The sequence below is a fragment of the Kitasatospora sp. YST-16 genome (genome assembly GCF_026802215.1).
Classification (GTDB): Bacteria; Actinomycetota; Actinomycetes; order Streptomycetales; family Streptomycetaceae; genus Kitasatospora; species Kitasatospora cineracea.
In genome coordinates, this window is record NZ_CP113837.1 from 5586997 (window position 1) to 5602627 (window position 15631).

The following is a 15631-nucleotide window of genomic DNA, read 5'->3' on the forward strand; positions in this document are numbered from 1 at the left end:
GGGATCTTCTGGCGGGTTTGGCCGCGCTGCCTGGCCGGTCGAGCGGATCGCCCGGCCGGACAGGCAGCGGTGTTGTCGTCGGCGGGTTACCTGGCAGAGGCCAGCGGGATCGTCGCCACCGGGTTCCAGGAGATCTCCCAGGCCGTGCGGTCGTCGGGGCGCGGCTTGGGCTGCCACAGGACGTCGAGGAGTTGGACGCTGCTGATGGTGAGGGGGGCGTGGCTGGGGGAGATTCGGCGCAGTGCGGTCTGGAGGGCGTCGGAGGAGGCGGTGTTCCAGGCGTAGCCGAGGGTGATGTGGGGTCGGCCGCCGCGGTGCCGCAGCGCGTTCGGCCCGCGGACTTCGCTGATGGCGGCGCGGACGCGCTCGCGCAGGGCGACGAGTTCCTGGTCGGGGTGCAGGTCGAGGTAGGCGCCCGCCTTGTTGGCGACGGGGCTGCCGACGGTGACCTCGATGGGGGCGGTGCCGGCGAGGTGGCGGTGCAGGGCCGCGGCGAGGTCGGCGCGTTCGGAGACGGTGATCTCGTCGGAGGTGGTGTCGGCGACCATCTCGACGGTGGAGTGCAGGGTCGTGGTCATGAGGGTGACCGGGAAGTCGGCCATGGCCTTGTGGCACTCGGCGACCAGCTGGGCGAGTTCGGGGTGGGCGGTGAGGTCCGGTACGGCGTAGACGTGCAGTGCGCGGGCGCCGCTGCCGGGACCGTGGCGGTCGGGCCAGCGGTCTCCCTGGAACCTGGGTTCGAACTTCTCCATCTGCTTCCTTCCGTACGAGGGTGAGAGCGAAGGCCCCCGGGAGGGCGGTGCCGGTGTCAGGGTGCGGTGGCGGGGCGGGGCTGGTCGGGGATCCGTCCGGTTGCCGGGGTGGTGTCGTACTGCTGGGCCTGGAGCCGGTACATCCGGCCGTAGAGGGTGTCGTCGGCCATGAGCTGGGCGTGGGTGCCCTGTTCGACGAGGCGGCCGTGGTCGAGGACGGCGATGTGGTCGGCCTTGGCGGTGGCGGCGAGGCGGTGGGTGATCAGGATGATGGTGGCGCCGAGGTCGCGCAGGCGGCGGATCTGTTCGAATGCCTCGATCTCGGCGGCCGGGTCGAGCGCGCTGGTGGGTTCGTCGACGACGACCAGCGCGGGGCGGCGGCCGTCCGCGTCGGGGGTGGACAGGCGCAGGTGGGTGCGGGCGAGCGCGATGGTCTGCCACTGCCCGCCGGAGAGGTTCACCCCGCCCTCGAAGCCCTTGGCCAGCAGGGTGCGCCAGCCGTGGGGCAGGCCGTCGAGGACCCGCTGCAGCCCGGCGTAGTCCCCGGAGGCGTCCAACTGCTCCTGCTGTAGTGGCACTTCGGGGCGGCCGAGGAGCAGGTTGGCCTCCAGGGTGAAGGCCCAGCGCTGGTAGTTCTGGTCGAGGAGGACGGTGGAGCGGAACTGCTGGTGGCGGTCTGCGTCGGCGGTGTCGACGCCGTCCCAGCGGATCCTGCCGTTCTGCGGCTGGTAGACCCCGCAGAGCAGGTGGGCCAGCGTCGACTTGCCGGAGCCGTTGGCGCCGACCAGGGCGGTGACCTGGCCGCCGGGGATGGTGAGGGTGACCCGGTCGAGGGCGGGCGCCGGTTTGCCGGGGTAGGTGAAGGTGACGTCCTCGACGGTGATCGCCTTCGGATTCTCGGGCAGCAGGGCCCCGCCGGTGGGAATGGCGCGGCGGTGGCCCTCGGTGCGCAGCCGGTCGAGGTCCCTGACGAAGAGGCTCTCCTCGTAGAGGGAGTTGACCCGGTCCACCAGGCCCGCGATCCCTGCGGCTCCGGTGCGGATCGCCAGGACGGCGGTGAACGCTGAGGCGAGCGGGACGGCGTGGTCGAGGACGAGCCAGCCGAGCAGGGCGAACGCGCCGGCGGTGGCGAGGCCGGCCAGGGCGGCGGTGAGTGTGTCGGTGGTGGCCCGGGCGCGGGCGAGGCGGCTCTGCTCCTTGACCGAGGCGGCGGACATCCGCGCGTAGTGGTGCAGCAGGAACGGACCGGCGGCGTGGACGCGCTGCTCGGCGGCCGAGTAGGGGTGGATCAGCATGTCCGCGATGGCGGTGCTGGCCCGGTTGTGCTGGAGCATCGCCCGGGTGGAGGTGTACTGGCGGCGGGCGGTGACGACCGCGCCCCAGCCGCGCGGCGCGGTGATCAGCACCAGCATCCCGAGCAGTAGCGGGTTCAGCACGGACAGCACCCCGGCCACCGAGACCAGCGACAGCGCGCCGGTCAGCACGGCGGTGGCCTGCCCGATGATGTTCTGCAGCGACATCGCGCCCCAGCGGGCGCTGTCCACCTCGGCGAGGAACTCCGGGTCCTCGATCGCCGCGAGCTCGGAGCGGCTGACCACCTCCAGGAACTCCAGCGTCGCGAGCCGGAACACAGCGGGCTGCAGCCGCCCGGTCGCCCAGGTCGACAGCACCGCCAGCACCGCTGATCCGGCGGCCAGCGTCCCGGCCGCCGCCACCGCGGGCACCGCCGCCCGCATCACCTGCCCGACGTCGCCCGGTGCCAGCAGCGCGGCCAGCACCCGGTTGACGGCGACCAGCGACGCCGCCGCCGCGATGCCGCGCAGCACCTCGGAGACGACCAGCACGAGCAGCGCCCGCGGGCTGGCCGTCCAGGACATCCGCCCGGCCAGCAGCAGGAACCGCGGGACCTGCCGGGCCACCGCGGCGAACGACAGCCTCCCCGCGGCTTGTTCGTGCTTGGCCCAGCCGTGGCTGTAGCGCATCGGCCCGCCGAACAGCAGTAGTTCGCTGTCGGAGACCGCCGGATCGGCGGACGCCGTGGATCCGCTGGTCACATCCAGTCCTTTCGTCGAGGATGCGGGCTGCTCCGCCCGCAGGCCGGTCAGGATTCGAGGTACGCGGCGCCCCGGTCCTCGCGCCAAGCGGTGTGGGCCGCGCGCAGGTTCCGGGCGTTGTAGGGCTCCATCACGCCCGGCGCGCACGCCTCCTCCAGGTCCCACCAGCGCCAGCCCAGCAACTCCCGCTCCGGCGTGCGGATCCGCTCCTGCGCTTCGGGGGCGAGGGTGGCGTGGAAGGTGAACACGTGGCACGGGTAGGCGTGTTCGCTCGCGGCGGCGCCTGGGAACAGCTCCGCGCGGATGGTCATCCAGTTGTAGACGAGCAGGCGTCCGACCGTGGCCGGGACACCGAGTTCCTCCGCGACCTCGCGGGCGCAGGTCGCGGCGGGCGGCTCGCCCCACTCGGCCTTCCCACCGGGCAGGACCCACGTGCGGGAGCGGGCGTGCTGGACGAGGAGGACCTCCCCATCCCCGCGGGTGATCAGTGCGCCGGCGGCGGCCGAGGACACGGCGCGCCCCACTCGTCGGGCGTCGGACACGGCCTTGCTCCTTACTTCCGGGGCCGCCTTGGAGGGCGAGCAGTTGGGCAGTGGCGGGCGGCGCAGGTGGCCGGGCGGGTGCTCGGTCACTTCGTGCCGGCCGGTGCGCGGTCGGCGCTCGGCGGCATAGCAGGGGTCGTTCATGTCGCGGGCGGCGGAAACGGCCAGCCGACGGCGTCCGCCCGGGTCAGCTCCCGGTGCACGGTCCCGTCGGGCCTGTAGGTGGTCCGGTACAGGAACACGGCGCCTTCGCCGAGCCGGGCGACGCCTTCCTCGACCACCGGCACCTGGTCGGCGACGGCGCGCATCCGCTGGTCGAGGTCGGCCAGGGCGTCGGGCGGGGCGGCCGGGCGCCGGTGGCGGCCGGTGCCGCTCACTCGACGAGCCGGTAGTAGTCGGGTGAGCCGTCGAATCCGTAGGTGGCGAACGCCGGGCTGCCGGACAGGTACGCCTGCAGTGCGCTCCTCGAGGACGGGAACATCGGGCCGGGCAGCGCGCCGGCCGGTGCCCAGCGGACCTGAAGGTGCTTGGCCGGCTCGGCGTTGACCAGCTCACCGGTGAACTCGCCGGTCGCGAACACGAACAGCAGGAACTGGCCGAGCCCGTCCCAGCCCTCCTTGACTTGGACCGTGTGGACCAGGCGCAGGTCGGCGGGCGCGACGACCAGACCGGTTTCCTCGTGCAGCTCCCGCGCCGCCGCGACATCGATCTCCTCCCCGGCCTCGACCTTCCCGCCCGGGATCGTCCACGCCGGGCCCGGCGTCCAACTGCGCTTCCCGTAGTGGACGGTGGCGATCCGGTCGGTCGCCTTGTCGTGGACGATGACGCTCACAGCCAGCCTGTTCGCGGTGCTCATCAGCTGCCCTGCCTTCCGTAGCTGGTCGTGCCGGCGCCGACGGCGGATGGGCCGGGCTGGGTGTGCTGCGTGGGCGGGATGTCGAGGCCGATGTCGCGCATGATCAGCTCCACCGTGGCGGCCAGGGTGCTGTCGGCGCCGATGACGGTCTCGACGCCGCCGGGCAGCAGGTCGCGCTCGCGGTACCACTCACGCAGGTGCTGCTCGGTGACGTTGGCCAGCAGCTGGGGGTCCTGCTTCGTGGCATGGCGGCGCAGGGTCTCCTCGAACGGCACGTCGAGGTAGTAGCAGCGGGTGACGCCCGCGTGGTCGTCCACCAGCCGCTGGAGCATCGGGCCGTAGCGCTCGGCGGACAGGATCCCCTCGACGACGACGTGGTAGCCGGCGTTCAGCGCATAGCGGGCGGTGGTGTCGATGAGGCCGATGTTCGCGCCGCCGTGCCGGTCCCTCTCGCGCAGCACGACCCGGCGCAGGTTGTCCTGGCCGACGATCGCCAGGCCCCGCCCGAACGCCTCCCGCAGTCCATCGGCCACCGACGACTTGCCCGACGCCGAGTTCCCCCGGACCACCACCAGTCGGCTCTCCGGACTCCCCACGGCCGTCGCGGACACCGCCCGCTCCGGGCTGCTGGTCGTTGCTGTCGTCGGCCAGCCGAGGACGGACAGCGGGCGGCCGGCGGCGATCTCGGCGAGGGCGGCGGCCGTGTAGGCGACGGTCGTATCCGGCAGCGCCTCCAGCGGCCAGTACTTCAGCTCCGAGCACTTGTCGGGCTCCCGGTTGGTGACCGGCCCCCTGTACGAGCGGGCGGTGAAGAACAGCTGCAGCCGCCCCAGGCCGTCGTCGGCGTCCAGGTGGTGAAGGGTATGGACGAGGACCAGATCCTCCTCGCGGATCCGGATGCCGAGTTCCTCCTCGGCCTCCCGGACCATGCCGCGCAGCACCGACTCACCCGCTTCGAGGTGGCCGGCCGGGGTGTGCCAGAACCCTTCGGCGAACGACGTGTTGGCACGACGGCCCAGCAGCACCTTGCCACCCTCGACCAGCACCAGGTGGACCCCCACCACCGGGGTGTGCGACACAGGATTCCTCCCTCGGGAAGCGGAGCACGACGCCTGCCGCCCTCCTCGGGGCGCGGCGGAGCAGCGATCGACCGGATGACCGGCCGTCGTACGTGAGTGCGCCTGCGGACGTCTCACCGTAGGCGGCGGTCCGGGCCTGTGTCGGCGTGTCCCGGAGGAAGCCACACGATCCGGTGAATCGCGTCAACTGGTCATATTTGCAACCGTGTTGCCGACCGGCACGGGCACTTTCGCATGCGGGACTGACAGCGCCGTGCCGGGGCCGCCTGCCGTCCGGTGAAGGCCGCGCGGCTGGTGATCGGCTGCGGGGTTCCCGGCGACGTAGACGGGGGCCCATCCCCAGGGGAACGGGCGGCGCTCCAGGAGGGTGGCCAGCCGCAGCTCGGCCTCGGGGCGGGCCTCGGGGCGGCTCCGGTCGGCCCAGTCGAGGTAGAACAGGCACGAGGCGGCGCCGAGGAAGGGCACCAGCAGCTCGTAGCGCCTCGGATCCGCCGCGGCGAGGTCGTAGCCGTAGCCGGCCGCCCAGGCTTCGTAGGCGGCGGGGTCCTTGCCGAAAGCGTCGACAGCGAAGCGGGGAGCGGCCTGGTCGAAGCAGGGGTGGCCCACCCCGAGGGTCTCCAGGTCGAGGAGCGCCGCGCCCCGGCCGGTGAGGGCCGAGTTGGCGAGGGTGATGTCGCCGTGGGTGAGGCAGGGCTTGGGCCATGCGGCCTGGCGGTAGGCGTCGGCCGCGTCCTCCAGGAGGCGGTGCAGGCGGTCGCGGTCGGCGTCGGAGATGGCGGTGGGCCGCAGCCGGGCCAGACGGTCGAACGCCCTGGCCACCTTGTCCACCGGGGCGACGTCGAACCCGGTGGGCGGCAGGCGGTGGAGGCGGGCGAGGAGTTCACCGAACTGCCTTTCGCCGGGCTGGTGCGGGCCCAGGTCCTCGGTGAAGGAGACCAGGTGGCCGCGGGCCATGGCGATGCGCCCGACGGGCGCGGCGGTGGGCAGGCCGGCGGCCAGCAGCGCCGTCGCGGTGCGGGCCTGGCGCGCCACGTCGGCGTAGTGGGCGGCGCGGGAGTGCACCTTGCCGACCACCCCGCCGCGGGGCAGGCGGAACACCCAGTTGCGGGCATCCTGCAGGATTTGGGCGTTGGCCGGGTCGATGCCCTGTTCCCGGGCGGCCTCGACGAGCGCCTGCCGTGCGGTGTCGGCGGGATCCGAGGCCGTGGCGGTACTGCCCGGGGGCGTGCTGCTGGAGGTGTCGGTGGTCACCGGCCTTCGGCCCCCTCCAGCAGCCCGGTCAGCCGCTTGGTGTCCGTGGGGCGGTCGAGCGCCTGGTACATCGCGTGGGAGGCGCGGAGCCAGAGCGCGGCGGCCTTCTCGTCGCCGGCGCGGCGGGCGGCGAGTCCGAAGAACTCCAGGGTCCGGGCGGTCCAGTGGTGGGCTCCGACGTCGGCGAACTGCTCCAGGGCGCGGGAGAAGTGCAGGGTCGACAGGGCGCGGGAGTCGGCCGCGGAGTGCGCCTGGCCGAGGAACGCTTCGATGCGGCCGGTGTTGACCGGGTCCGGGTGCGGGAGGCTGCGGATCAGCGGCAGCGCTTCCTCCAGCAGTTCGACGGCGTGGCCGGGGTGGCCGGCGGCGGTGTGGGCGGAGCCGAGGAGGGTGAGGGTGAGGGCGAGGTCGCGGGGCCGGTCGAGCTGCCGCAGGCGCAGGCGGGCCTCCTCCAGGTAGGGGCGGGCTTCGGCGTAGCGGCCGGCGGCGTGGTGGCAGGCGCCGATACCGCGGGTGTGCTGGGCGACAGCGGCTTCGTCGCCGCTCTCGTGGGCGACGGCCAGGGCGCGGGTGAGGTAGTCGATGGCCCGGTCGTGCTCTCCTCGCTCGCGGTGTCCGCTGGCCAGGGTATGGAGCATGTAGCGGACGGCCTCGGGGGCCTGGAGCCGCTCGGCGGCGGCGAGGCCCAGCTCGTGCACGGTGACCCACAGGTCGCCGCCCCGGGTGAGGTGGAAGCGGGCGAAGACGGCGACGACGAGGGCGACGGCGGCCTCATCCTCGCGGGCGTCACCGGCGGCGGTGAGGATCGCGGGCAGGTCGGGGACGGTGGCGTCCAGCCAGGTGCGGGCGTCCTGGGCGGTGGACAGGCGCAGGGCCGGCAGGGGGTGGTGGCGGCTGGCGTGCGGGAAGAGGCGGTGGTTGGGGGTGAGCAGGCCGCTGGCCTGCTCGGCGGTGTCGATCAGCGCGTCCAGGTAGCGGCCGAGGGTCTCCGGGCCGATCGAGGGCAGCAGGGCGCGGGCCCGGTCGGCCGCGTCGGGGTGCAGCGTGTAGAGGGTGCCGCGGACGCCACCCCCGAAGGCGGCGGTCAGCAGTCCCTTCCCGGCGAGGGAGCGCATCAACTCCTGTGCCAGGCGGGGCGAGAGGCCGCTGGCCGCGGCGGCGGTGGGCACGTCGGCGGCGGCCGGCAGGTGCGCGAGGCGCGCCAGCAGGGCCTCCTCGTCGACGGGCAGCTCGGCGAACGGCTGGGAGGTGACCAAGGGGGTGTCTCCGTTCAAGTCGGTGGTGGCACAAAGGTGTTCGGCTCCGCCCCGGGCTGGCAGGCGGGGCGGGGTCATCTCAGTCCGGCCGCCTGCTCGCGGGCGATGCGCTCGGTCCTCAGCGCGGTCCCGGCCTGGAACCGCTGGATCTTGCGGGCCGCCTGGTGCTCGTGGGCGGCGGTGACGCTCTCGCGCAGCGCTTCGAGGTCGAGGACGGTGAGCAGGGGGCGGCGGGAGGAGACGTCGTCATAGCCGGGCAGCACTTCCAGGTGCACGGCGGCGGGGGCGAGGTGCGTGTCCGCGTACAGGCGGCAGCGGCGGCCGGCCGGGTACCGGGCCCCCAGGCCCAGCAGCTCGCCGGCGGTGTCGCGCATCGCCGCCGGTGTTCCGAGGCTGCGGGCGACGTCGAGCATGCCCTGCTCGGCGAGCAGGCGCTCGACGGGTGTCCCGGCGGCATCCTTCTCGTCCGCTGCGGCCTCGCCGAAGTCGCCGACGATGATCCGCGACGGGGCCGGGCGCCGGGCGAAGAAGCCCTCGACGGCGAGCAGGCGCTCGCTGGGCGAGCGGCCGAGGTGGACGCCGAGGATGTTGAACAGGCCGGGCAGCCGGGCGCCTTCCGCGTCCCGGAGGGCGAAGCTGACGCTCGCCGGCGGGACGCCGGGGTCCCGGAGGTAGGGGTTGCGGTGGTTGTACGGTGTGGCGAGGGCGCCGTCGGGGCGGACGAAGACGGCGATGCGGTCCGCGGTGACGGGCGTCCTGCCGCTGTGCTCGGCGTCCATGCCGAGCAGCCGCGCTGCGACGGAGACGTGCTCCTCCCGCAGCAGGCCCAGGACGACGACGTCCGGGTCGTAGCGCCGGGCGATCAGGCATGCCTCGTCGAAGTCCCGGCCGTGGTCGAGCGTCCACGACACCACCACCAGCCGCCGATCGCGCGGCAGCGCTAGCGGCGGCTCGGGCAGGCCGGTCGGGACGGTCAGGCCGCCGGGCGGCGAGAGGGTGACCAACGGAATCCCCAGTTCAAGTCGGTGGTGGTGGAGAGGTGTTCGGGGCCGCCCCGCGCCGCACGGCGGGGGCGGGCCGGCGGTCAGCGGATCCCGGCGGCGATCTCGCGGCCGATGCGGGCGGTCTTGAACTCGACCCGGTCGGCAGCCAGCTCCTGCTTGCGGGCGTCGCGGTCAGCGGCTGCGGCGGCGACGGCGACGCGCAGGGCGGGCAGGTGGAAGACGGTGAGGATCGGGTGGTGGTCGGAGACGTCGTCGTAGCCGGCCAGCACCTCCAGGTGCACGGCGGCCAGGGCGAAGGGCGCGTCGGCGTAGACGCGGCAGCCGCGTCCGGCCGGGCTCTGCCCCGGGGCGCGCAGCACGGTGCTGCTGGTGGGCCGCATCGCCTCCTCGGTGTTCAGCAGGCGGGCGACGTCGATGAGTCCCTGGGCGGTGAGGTCCTCGTCCACGCGGGTCGCGGTGATCCGGCCGGTGCCGTGCACGTGGTGGGAGCGGTCGTGCCAGTGGGCGCGGTCCGCGTCCCGGCTGCGGTCGATCTGCTCCCCGACCGGGTCCTCGTTGAAGTCGCCGATGATCAGGCGCAGCCGACTCTGCAGGTTGGAGACGTTCTCGGCGGCGATCAGGCGCTCGGTGGGCGAGCAGTAGCTGAGGTGGAGGCCGGCGACGGTGAAGCTGCCCGGCACGCGCCCGCTGGTGCCCTGGCGCAGGGTGAACTCGACGTTCACCCGCGGGATCCTGGGGTCCCGGGAGTTCGGCCCCTGGTGGTTGTGCAGGGCGACCAGCTGGCCGTCGCGCCGGACGAAGATGACGGTGCGGTGGGCGGTGACGTCCGTGCCGGCGCTGCGGTGGGCGTCCATGCCGAGCATCCGCGCGGCGTCCTCGACCTGCTCCTCGCACAGCTCGCCCAGGACGACGAGGTCCGGGTCGTACCGCTTGGCGATCAGGCAGACCTCTTCGAGGTCCTGGCCGCGGGCGGTGGTCCACGACAGGACGGACAGGTACTGCGAGCGCGGCAGCGGCAGCGGCGGGAAGCCGGGCAGCGGGAGGGGCAGGGCGGCCAGGTCGAGCATGGGTTCCTTCGTCTCGTCTCGGGCGGTGCGGTAGGACGGAGCCGGCGGCGTGCTCACGACGGACCGGTCGTGATGGCGGCGGTGACGGCCTCGGAGGCCAGGGCGAGCGCCTGGATGAGCCGGTTGTCCAGGTGCGGCGGCAGCGCACCCGCCCCCAGCCCCGCCTGCTCGACGATCGACGCCAGCTCCTTGCGGTCGGTGTCCGGGAGGCGGGCGGCGAGGGGGTGCTCCAGCAGGGCGCGGGCGCTGTACCCGTCGGGCCTCTCCAGCGCCCAGTCGGCGGCCATCGCGTAGAGCGGGTCGGCGGCCATCGGCGTGTCCGCGGCGGTGCACAGGTCGACGCACACGAGCGTCAGCTCGGTGTCGAACTCGGGGTTGCTGCCCGGACGGTAGGTCCCGTGGGCCTCGCACAGCGCGGTGAGCTGCTCGGTGAGCACATGCTTGTCGGGGCAGGGGCCGAGCAGGGTGCAGGTGACGGCGAGTGCGGCGGCCACGACGTGCTCCCACGGGGTGTGGCGGTCGAGGCGGATCCTGGCCAGCCGTGTTGCGGCGATCTGGTTCCGGCCGCCGAGAGCGAGGGCGATCGTCGCCAGCTGCAGCGCGGCGCCCGGGCCGGGCGGCGGGGTCGGGTCGGCCATCAGGGTGCCCCGGGCCCTCTCCCAGTCGCCCTGGCGCGCCAGCGCGTGGGCCAGGGGCAGCAGGGAGATCCCCTCCCACCAGTCGTAGAGCACGGCGCGGTCGTCGTCGTCGGCGCTCAGGCCGGCCAGCGACAGGGTGCCGACGGCGGGGGTCTCGGCGTCCCGGTTCGTTCCGATCGCCAGCGAGACGGCTTCCAGCAGCGCGATGGCCGTGCCGGGGTGGCCTTCGCGGACCAGGAGTTCGGCGTGGGTGAGCTGCGACGTCAGCGCGCACATGGCGAGCGGAACGGACAGCGGGCGGGCCTGGAGGAACAGGGCGGTGTGGAGATTGCACAGCGCGTACGCCGTCCCGGGGCGGCCCTGGTCGAAGTGCAACTGGGCGGCGCAGCGGTGAACATCGGCGGCCAGGCCCGCGTCCGCGTGGTCGGCGGCGCTGCGGGCGGAGGCCGCGATCTCCTCCACCCGCTGCTCCAGCGGCGGAGCCACCCGCGGGCCGGTGTCGGGGGTCAGGGGGAATCGGGCAAGCGCGGTACCGAGGGCACCGGCGGGCAGGGCCGCGGTCACCGGCTCACCTGCCCCGCCAGCTCCACCGTCCGTGCCGGGGCAGTGGAGGAGGTGCGAGCCGCCTGCTCGGGGACGAACACCCAGGGAGCAGGACGGTTGCCGAAACGGACGGCCGCGTCGACCGAGGCCCACATGCTGAACGCCTGCGGGTAGTTGCCCAGATGGCGGCGGGCGACGGGGTCGTACTCCTCGGCGAGCAGCCCCAGGTCGCTACGCAGCCCCAGCAGATGATCGAAGAGGTCGCGTGCCTCGTCCTCGCGGCCGATGGCCTCCAGTGCCTCGGCCAGCCAGAACGAGCAGGCCAGGAAAGCCCCTTCGTGTCCGGCGAGCCCGTCGACGTTCGCGCCGGCGTGCTGCTCGGTGGCGTAGCGCAGGACCAGGCCGTCCTCGGTGAGGTCGCGCTGGATGGCCTCGACGGTGGCGACGACGCGCTCGTCGTCGGCGGGGAGGAAGCCGACCAGCGGGATCAGCAGCAGTGAGGCGTCCAGGGCCTGGCCGCCGTAGTACTGGGTGAACACGCCGCGCTCGGTGTCGACGCCGCGCTCGCACACGTCCGCGTGGATCTGCTCGCGCAGCTCGGCGAGGTGGAGCAGCAGGGCGGGGTCGGCGTCCGGGCGGCGCTCCAGCAGGCGCACGGTGCGGTCGACGGCCACCCAGCACATGACCTTGGAGTGGGTGAAGTGCCGGGCGGGGCCGCGGATCTCCCAGATCCCCTCGTCCGCCTCGCGCCAGCGCTCCTCCACCTGCCGCACCAGCGCCAGCAGCAGTTCGTCGACCCTCGGGTCGGCCGGCAGCCCGGCCTCCTCGGCCAGCAGCAGGGTGTCGACGAGCTCGCCGTAGACATCGAGCTGGAGCTGCCCGGCGGCGCCGTTGCCCAGGCGCACCGGCCGGGAGTCCTCGTAGCCAGGCAGATGGTCCAGCACCCGCTCGGTGAGATCGGTGGAGCCGTCGAGGCGGTAGATCGGCAGCAGGTAGGCGGGGTCGAGGTGCTTCAGGAGCCAGTCACGCCAGCGCAGGGCCTCCTCGGTCTTGCCCACGCGCAGCAGACAGGCGACGGTCAGCGCGCTGTCGCGCACCCAGACGTACAGGTAGCACCAGTTGCGTTCGCCGCCGAGCCACTCGGGCAGGGAGGTCGTCGGCGCGGCGACGATCCCGCCGGAGGGGTGGCACATCGCCGCCAGGGTGAGGGCGGCGCGCACCACCGCCTCCCGGTAGGGGCCGCGGTAGGTGCACCCGCGCGCCCACTCCTCCCAGTACTGCACGGTCGCGGCCAGCTCGGCGTAGGCGTCCGGCCGCTCGGGGGCAGCGGCGACGGCACCGCGCCGGGTGGGGCCCCAGGTGAGGGTGAACGTGGCGCTCTCGCCGGCGGTGAGGGTGATGGTGGCGCGGCACACCCGGTCGCGGTTGACGGAGTGGTCGCGGTCGCTGTGCAGCCAGTAGGTGTCGGCCCCCGCGACCGCCTCCAGCCACGGGGCGCCGGAGCTGGCCCGCTGGATGACCGGCGCGGTGGCGCCGTAGTCGGCTCTGGGCCGGTAGACGGAGGCGGCGTGCACCACGCCGCTCACGCACTCCACGATCCGCACGATCCGCGGCGCGACCATGCCGAGACGGTCGGGGGCGGGCATGAAGTCCGTGACCGCGAGGGTGCCAGTGGGGGTGTCGTACTCGCTGCGCAGGACCAGGGTGTCGCCCACGTACTGGCGGCGGTCGGCGACCGGCGGCGGCCCGTCCGGGACGGCCGGCCCAACCCGCCAGTAGCCGTGTTCGGGACGCCCGAGCAGGGAGGTGAAGACCGCCGGGGAGTCGAAGTCGGGCAGGCACGCCCAGTTGATGGTCCCGTCGGGGAGGACCAGGGCGGCCGAGGCCGTGCTGCTGAGGAGCGCGTGGTCCTCGATCCGGTACCGGGGCTGGGTGCGGAGCATGGAAGTCCTTGCAGAAGCGGGTGGGTGATGGGTGGTCAGAGCCGGGCCGGCACTGCTTCGAGTTCGGCGAGGGCCGCGCAGACGGTGCCCGCGAGGGTGTCGGCGACGGGCAGCCACGGCACGGCGTGGAGCAGCAGCACCCGGTGGGCCCGCTGCACCGGATCGGCGGGGTCGCAGCCGACCACTACCCCGCCTTGCCCGGCGACCAGGCGGGCCTCGTAGCAGTTCCGCACGTGGTGGTGGCCGATCGGATTCCAGAACAGCACCACGTCGACGCGGCGGATGTTGCGGTCCTGCCAGCCCAGCGGGGTCCACGCCGCGTAGGGATCGGCCGCGGCGTTGCGGGACGGCCGGGGGTTGAGAACGGTGCCCTCGAAGCCGGCAGCCTCCAGCAGACGGACAGCCTGCGACTGCCAGTCGGGGCAGTCGACGGTCGCCCCGGCCAGATACACCGAGGGCAGGCCGTCCGGTTCGAACGGCTGCGGCGCCTCGATGTAGCGCAGGCCGTCTCGTGCGAAGGAGGGCTCGGCGCTCCCGGGGCTCGCTGGTCCTGGCAGCGGTGCGGGGCGGGTCGTCACGGTCGTTCAGCTCCCTCGGCCCGGGCAAGGGCCGTCTCGCCGTGCTGCAGGCTCTTGGCCTTCCGCAGGTCCGGCGGGTAGGGGCTGCGGGCGGGAACGGCGTGGTCGGGCATGAGGCCGAGGGCCAGCGCGATGGCCGTGGCGTGGGTGACGGTCCGAGCCCCCAAGGCTTCGAGCGTCCCCCGCTTGTGCTTGTTCGCGGCAGGCCGGGTGCACCCGAGGCGCAGGGCCAAGCCGGTCAGGCTGTTGGACTCCAGCGAGAGGACGAGCACCTCGCACTGGACCTCGGAGAGGTCGCCCGGCTCTCCAACGGCCCCGCGCAGAGCGGCTTCCGGATCGAGGTAGCCGTCAACGATGTCCCGGGCGACCAGGTGCCCGGTGTTCAAGCAGCCCCGTCGCATGGCGGCGGCGTTGAGGGCGTTGGAGGGCGTGGACCTGTGGCAGTCCCCCTGTTCGGCGATCAGCTCGGCGATCTGCTTGTCGTTGTATCCCGCCGCGCGCAGGCCGATCATCCCCGCCGTCAGTGGCTCCACCCGCGCGGGATGCTGCGGGTCCCCGATCAGCTCTCCGTAGACGGTCGGCCACAGCGCCGGCATCGGCAGAAGCACCTTGTTGGCACGGTCGAGGGACAGCGCCCGGACGAACGGAATCTTCGACACCGCGGTCAGCGGGCCGGGTTCCAGAGTGACCGTCCACAGCCTCGGCACGCCGTGGCGCTGCAACTCGTCCTCCTCGCCGGGACGTTCGGTGTACAGCAGCACCGGGCACCCCTTCTCGCGTGCGGTGAACAGGAGGCTGAACAGCGGCGAGAGCGTGTCCGCCGGGGTGGCTCTGTGGGCACTCAGGAGCGCGGCAGCGTCCACGATGACCCCGGGATGGGTGGTGAGCAGGCGGGGGAAACGCAACGGAAGGGCTTGCAGGGAGGGTGCGGAGGCAGTGGTGGTCGTCATCGGTGGTTTCGGTCGGTGCGGATACGGATGCGGCCCTGACCCGGACGGCCGCCATGGGTGGTGCGGTCGGCTCCTGCGCGTCGGCGCAGCAGCCAGTCGGTGGCCGCCGCTGCCGCGAGGGCGGGGGCGGCGGCGAGCGCGAGCCAGACGGGTTGGGCGCGCTCGCGGTGCTCGATCAGGTACAGCACGGCCGCGCCGGTGGGCACGCCGAGCAGGAAGCACACGATCGCTGCTCCCGCCCGGCTGATCATCCGACGGGGCGTCACCGCCGCTGCTCCCCGATCCGGTCCGGCATGGTCGAAGGCGGCTGCGTATCGGCGCGGGTCCCCCGGGGGAACAAGGGGTGCCGGCCTTCGCGGTGGAGCCGGAGTTCCTGGACGGCCGTAGGGGCGGCGGCGGCGAGGAGGACGGGGCCCGCTACGAGGACGGTGGTGACGCGCAGCACGGGCCGGCAGCCGAGGACGAAGCCCACGGCCAGCCCGATGCCGAGGCCGGTGCTGGCACCGAGGAACAGAGCCCTGGAGGCGATGCGCCGCAGGCGGCTGTCGGCTGCGGCCTCGTCCGAGGGCTGCTGGATCTGGTCGGTGCCCGCCGGGGCGGGCGGGGGCGCGTTCACGGCGCGCTCCCCAGGGCCGCGGGTAGCGGTGCGCCGGGCAGGGCCACGTGTACGAGGCCGGCGAGGACGGCCACGACCACGGCCTGCTCGGGGCTGTCCACGTCCAGGTGCACCTGCAGGGTGCGGATGTAGGTGTCCATGGAGTCCTGGGCCGTGCCGAGGCCGTGGCGGATCTCCTCGGTGGCGAGGCCGTCCGTCCAGCCCTGCAGGATCTCCAGCATCCGGGGCGGGATCTTCGGTGCGCAGGTAAGCGCCTTCGACTCGCGCACCGGGCCGGGGACGGTCTTCGCCGCGGTCGCCCAGGCGGTGAGCTGCAGGCGGTGGCCGGCACCGGTCTTGCGCAGGAGGTGCTCGATGGCCTTCCGGGCGGCCTCGGTGCTGTTGTAGGCGCTGGAGGTGTGGGCGATGTCGCGCGCGGTGAGCCCGGCCGCGATGAGGTTGGTGAGGGCGACCTCCTTGATGGTGAGGTCGCGCAGAACTCCGTTGGACACGTTGTCTCCTG

16 protein-coding genes and 2 pseudogenes are annotated in these 15631 nt (G+C 73.7%); all 18 read right to left on the reverse strand.

Features of this window, described 5'->3' with window-relative positions; translation table 11 throughout:
* Positions 1–86: 86 nt before the first annotated feature.
* Positions 87–752 (reverse strand): 2'-5' RNA ligase family protein, encoded by a 666-nt coding sequence (locus tag OU787_RS25320; RefSeq protein WP_268660621.1) that lies wholly within the window; start codon positions 750–752, stop codon positions 87–89.
* A 56-nt stretch (positions 753–808) separates the two neighbouring features.
* Positions 809–2806 carry an ATP-binding cassette domain-containing protein gene (locus tag OU787_RS25325; RefSeq protein WP_268660622.1) on the reverse strand — a complete coding sequence of 666 codons (1998 nt, stop codon included), beginning with the start codon at positions 2804–2806 and terminating at the stop codon, positions 809–811.
* 47 nt (positions 2807–2853) lie between these two features.
* On the reverse strand, positions 2854–3348 hold the full coding sequence (locus OU787_RS25330; protein ID WP_268660623.1) for an NUDIX domain-containing protein: 495 nt from the start codon (positions 3346–3348) through the stop codon (positions 2854–2856).
* Between the two features lie 140 nt (positions 3349–3488).
* Positions 3489–3725: a hypothetical protein gene (locus OU787_RS25335; protein WP_268660624.1), complete on the reverse strand. Its 237-nt coding sequence runs from the start codon at positions 3723–3725 to the stop codon at positions 3489–3491.
* Positions 3722–4204, reverse strand: a complete 483-nt coding sequence (locus OU787_RS25340) for an NUDIX domain-containing protein (RefSeq protein ID WP_268660625.1) — start codon at positions 4202–4204, stop codon at positions 3722–3724. Before OU787_RS25340 ends, OU787_RS25335 begins: the two co-directional genes overlap by 4 nt.
* Positions 4205–4284: 80 nt before the next feature.
* Positions 4285–4815: pseudogene (locus OU787_RS25345) on the reverse strand (AAA family ATPase); the annotation flags it as partial.
* Between the two features lie 117 nt (positions 4816–4932).
* Positions 4933–5448, reverse strand: a pseudogene (locus OU787_RS34640) (NUDIX hydrolase); the annotation flags it as partial.
* Between the two features lie 18 nt (positions 5449–5466).
* Positions 5467–6534: a phosphotransferase family protein gene (locus tag OU787_RS25355; RefSeq protein WP_268660626.1), complete on the reverse strand. Its 1068-nt coding sequence runs from the start codon at positions 6532–6534 to the stop codon at positions 5467–5469.
* Positions 6531–7790: a tetratricopeptide repeat protein gene (locus OU787_RS25360; protein ID WP_268660627.1), complete on the reverse strand. Its 1260-nt coding sequence runs from the start codon at positions 7788–7790 to the stop codon at positions 6531–6533. Before OU787_RS25360 ends, OU787_RS25355 begins: the two co-directional genes overlap by 4 nt.
* Positions 7791–7864: 74 nt before the next feature.
* On the reverse strand, positions 7865–8794 hold the full coding sequence (locus OU787_RS25365; RefSeq protein WP_268660628.1) for a hypothetical protein: 930 nt from the start codon (positions 8792–8794) through the stop codon (positions 7865–7867).
* Between the two features lie 80 nt (positions 8795–8874).
* A complete protein-coding gene (locus tag OU787_RS25370; protein WP_268660629.1) occupies positions 8875–9918 on the reverse strand; it encodes a hypothetical protein in 1044 nt (347 codons plus the stop codon).
* A complete protein-coding gene (locus OU787_RS25375; protein WP_268660630.1) occupies positions 9915–10985 on the reverse strand; it encodes a hypothetical protein in 1071 nt (356 codons plus the stop codon). Before OU787_RS25375 ends, OU787_RS25370 begins: the two co-directional genes overlap by 4 nt.
* A gap of 74 nt (positions 10986–11059) precedes the next feature.
* Positions 11060–12985, reverse strand: coding sequence for a glycoside hydrolase family 15 protein (locus OU787_RS25380; RefSeq protein ID WP_268660631.1), 1926 nt, complete (start codon positions 12983–12985; stop codon positions 11060–11062).
* Positions 12986–13020: 35 nt separating this feature from the next.
* On the reverse strand, positions 13021–13563 hold the full coding sequence (locus OU787_RS25385; RefSeq protein ID WP_268660632.1) for a nucleoside 2-deoxyribosyltransferase domain-containing protein: 543 nt from the start codon (positions 13561–13563) through the stop codon (positions 13021–13023).
* Positions 13560–14513 (reverse strand): helix-turn-helix transcriptional regulator, encoded by a 954-nt coding sequence (locus OU787_RS25390; RefSeq protein WP_268660633.1) that lies wholly within the window; start codon positions 14511–14513, stop codon positions 13560–13562. The genes OU787_RS25385 and OU787_RS25390 overlap by 4 nt, the downstream gene beginning before the upstream one ends.
* Positions 14510–14779 (reverse strand): hypothetical protein, encoded by a 270-nt coding sequence (locus OU787_RS25395; protein WP_268660634.1) that lies wholly within the window; start codon positions 14777–14779, stop codon positions 14510–14512. The genes OU787_RS25390 and OU787_RS25395 overlap by 4 nt, the downstream gene beginning before the upstream one ends.
* Positions 14776–15129 carry a hypothetical protein gene (locus OU787_RS25400; protein WP_268660635.1) on the reverse strand — a complete coding sequence of 118 codons (354 nt, stop codon included), beginning with the start codon at positions 15127–15129 and terminating at the stop codon, positions 14776–14778. The genes OU787_RS25395 and OU787_RS25400 overlap by 4 nt, the downstream gene beginning before the upstream one ends.
* On the reverse strand, positions 15126–15620 hold the full coding sequence (locus OU787_RS25405; protein WP_268660636.1) for a hypothetical protein: 495 nt from the start codon (positions 15618–15620) through the stop codon (positions 15126–15128). The genes OU787_RS25400 and OU787_RS25405 overlap by 4 nt, the downstream gene beginning before the upstream one ends.
* Positions 15621–15631 lie beyond the last annotated feature (11 nt).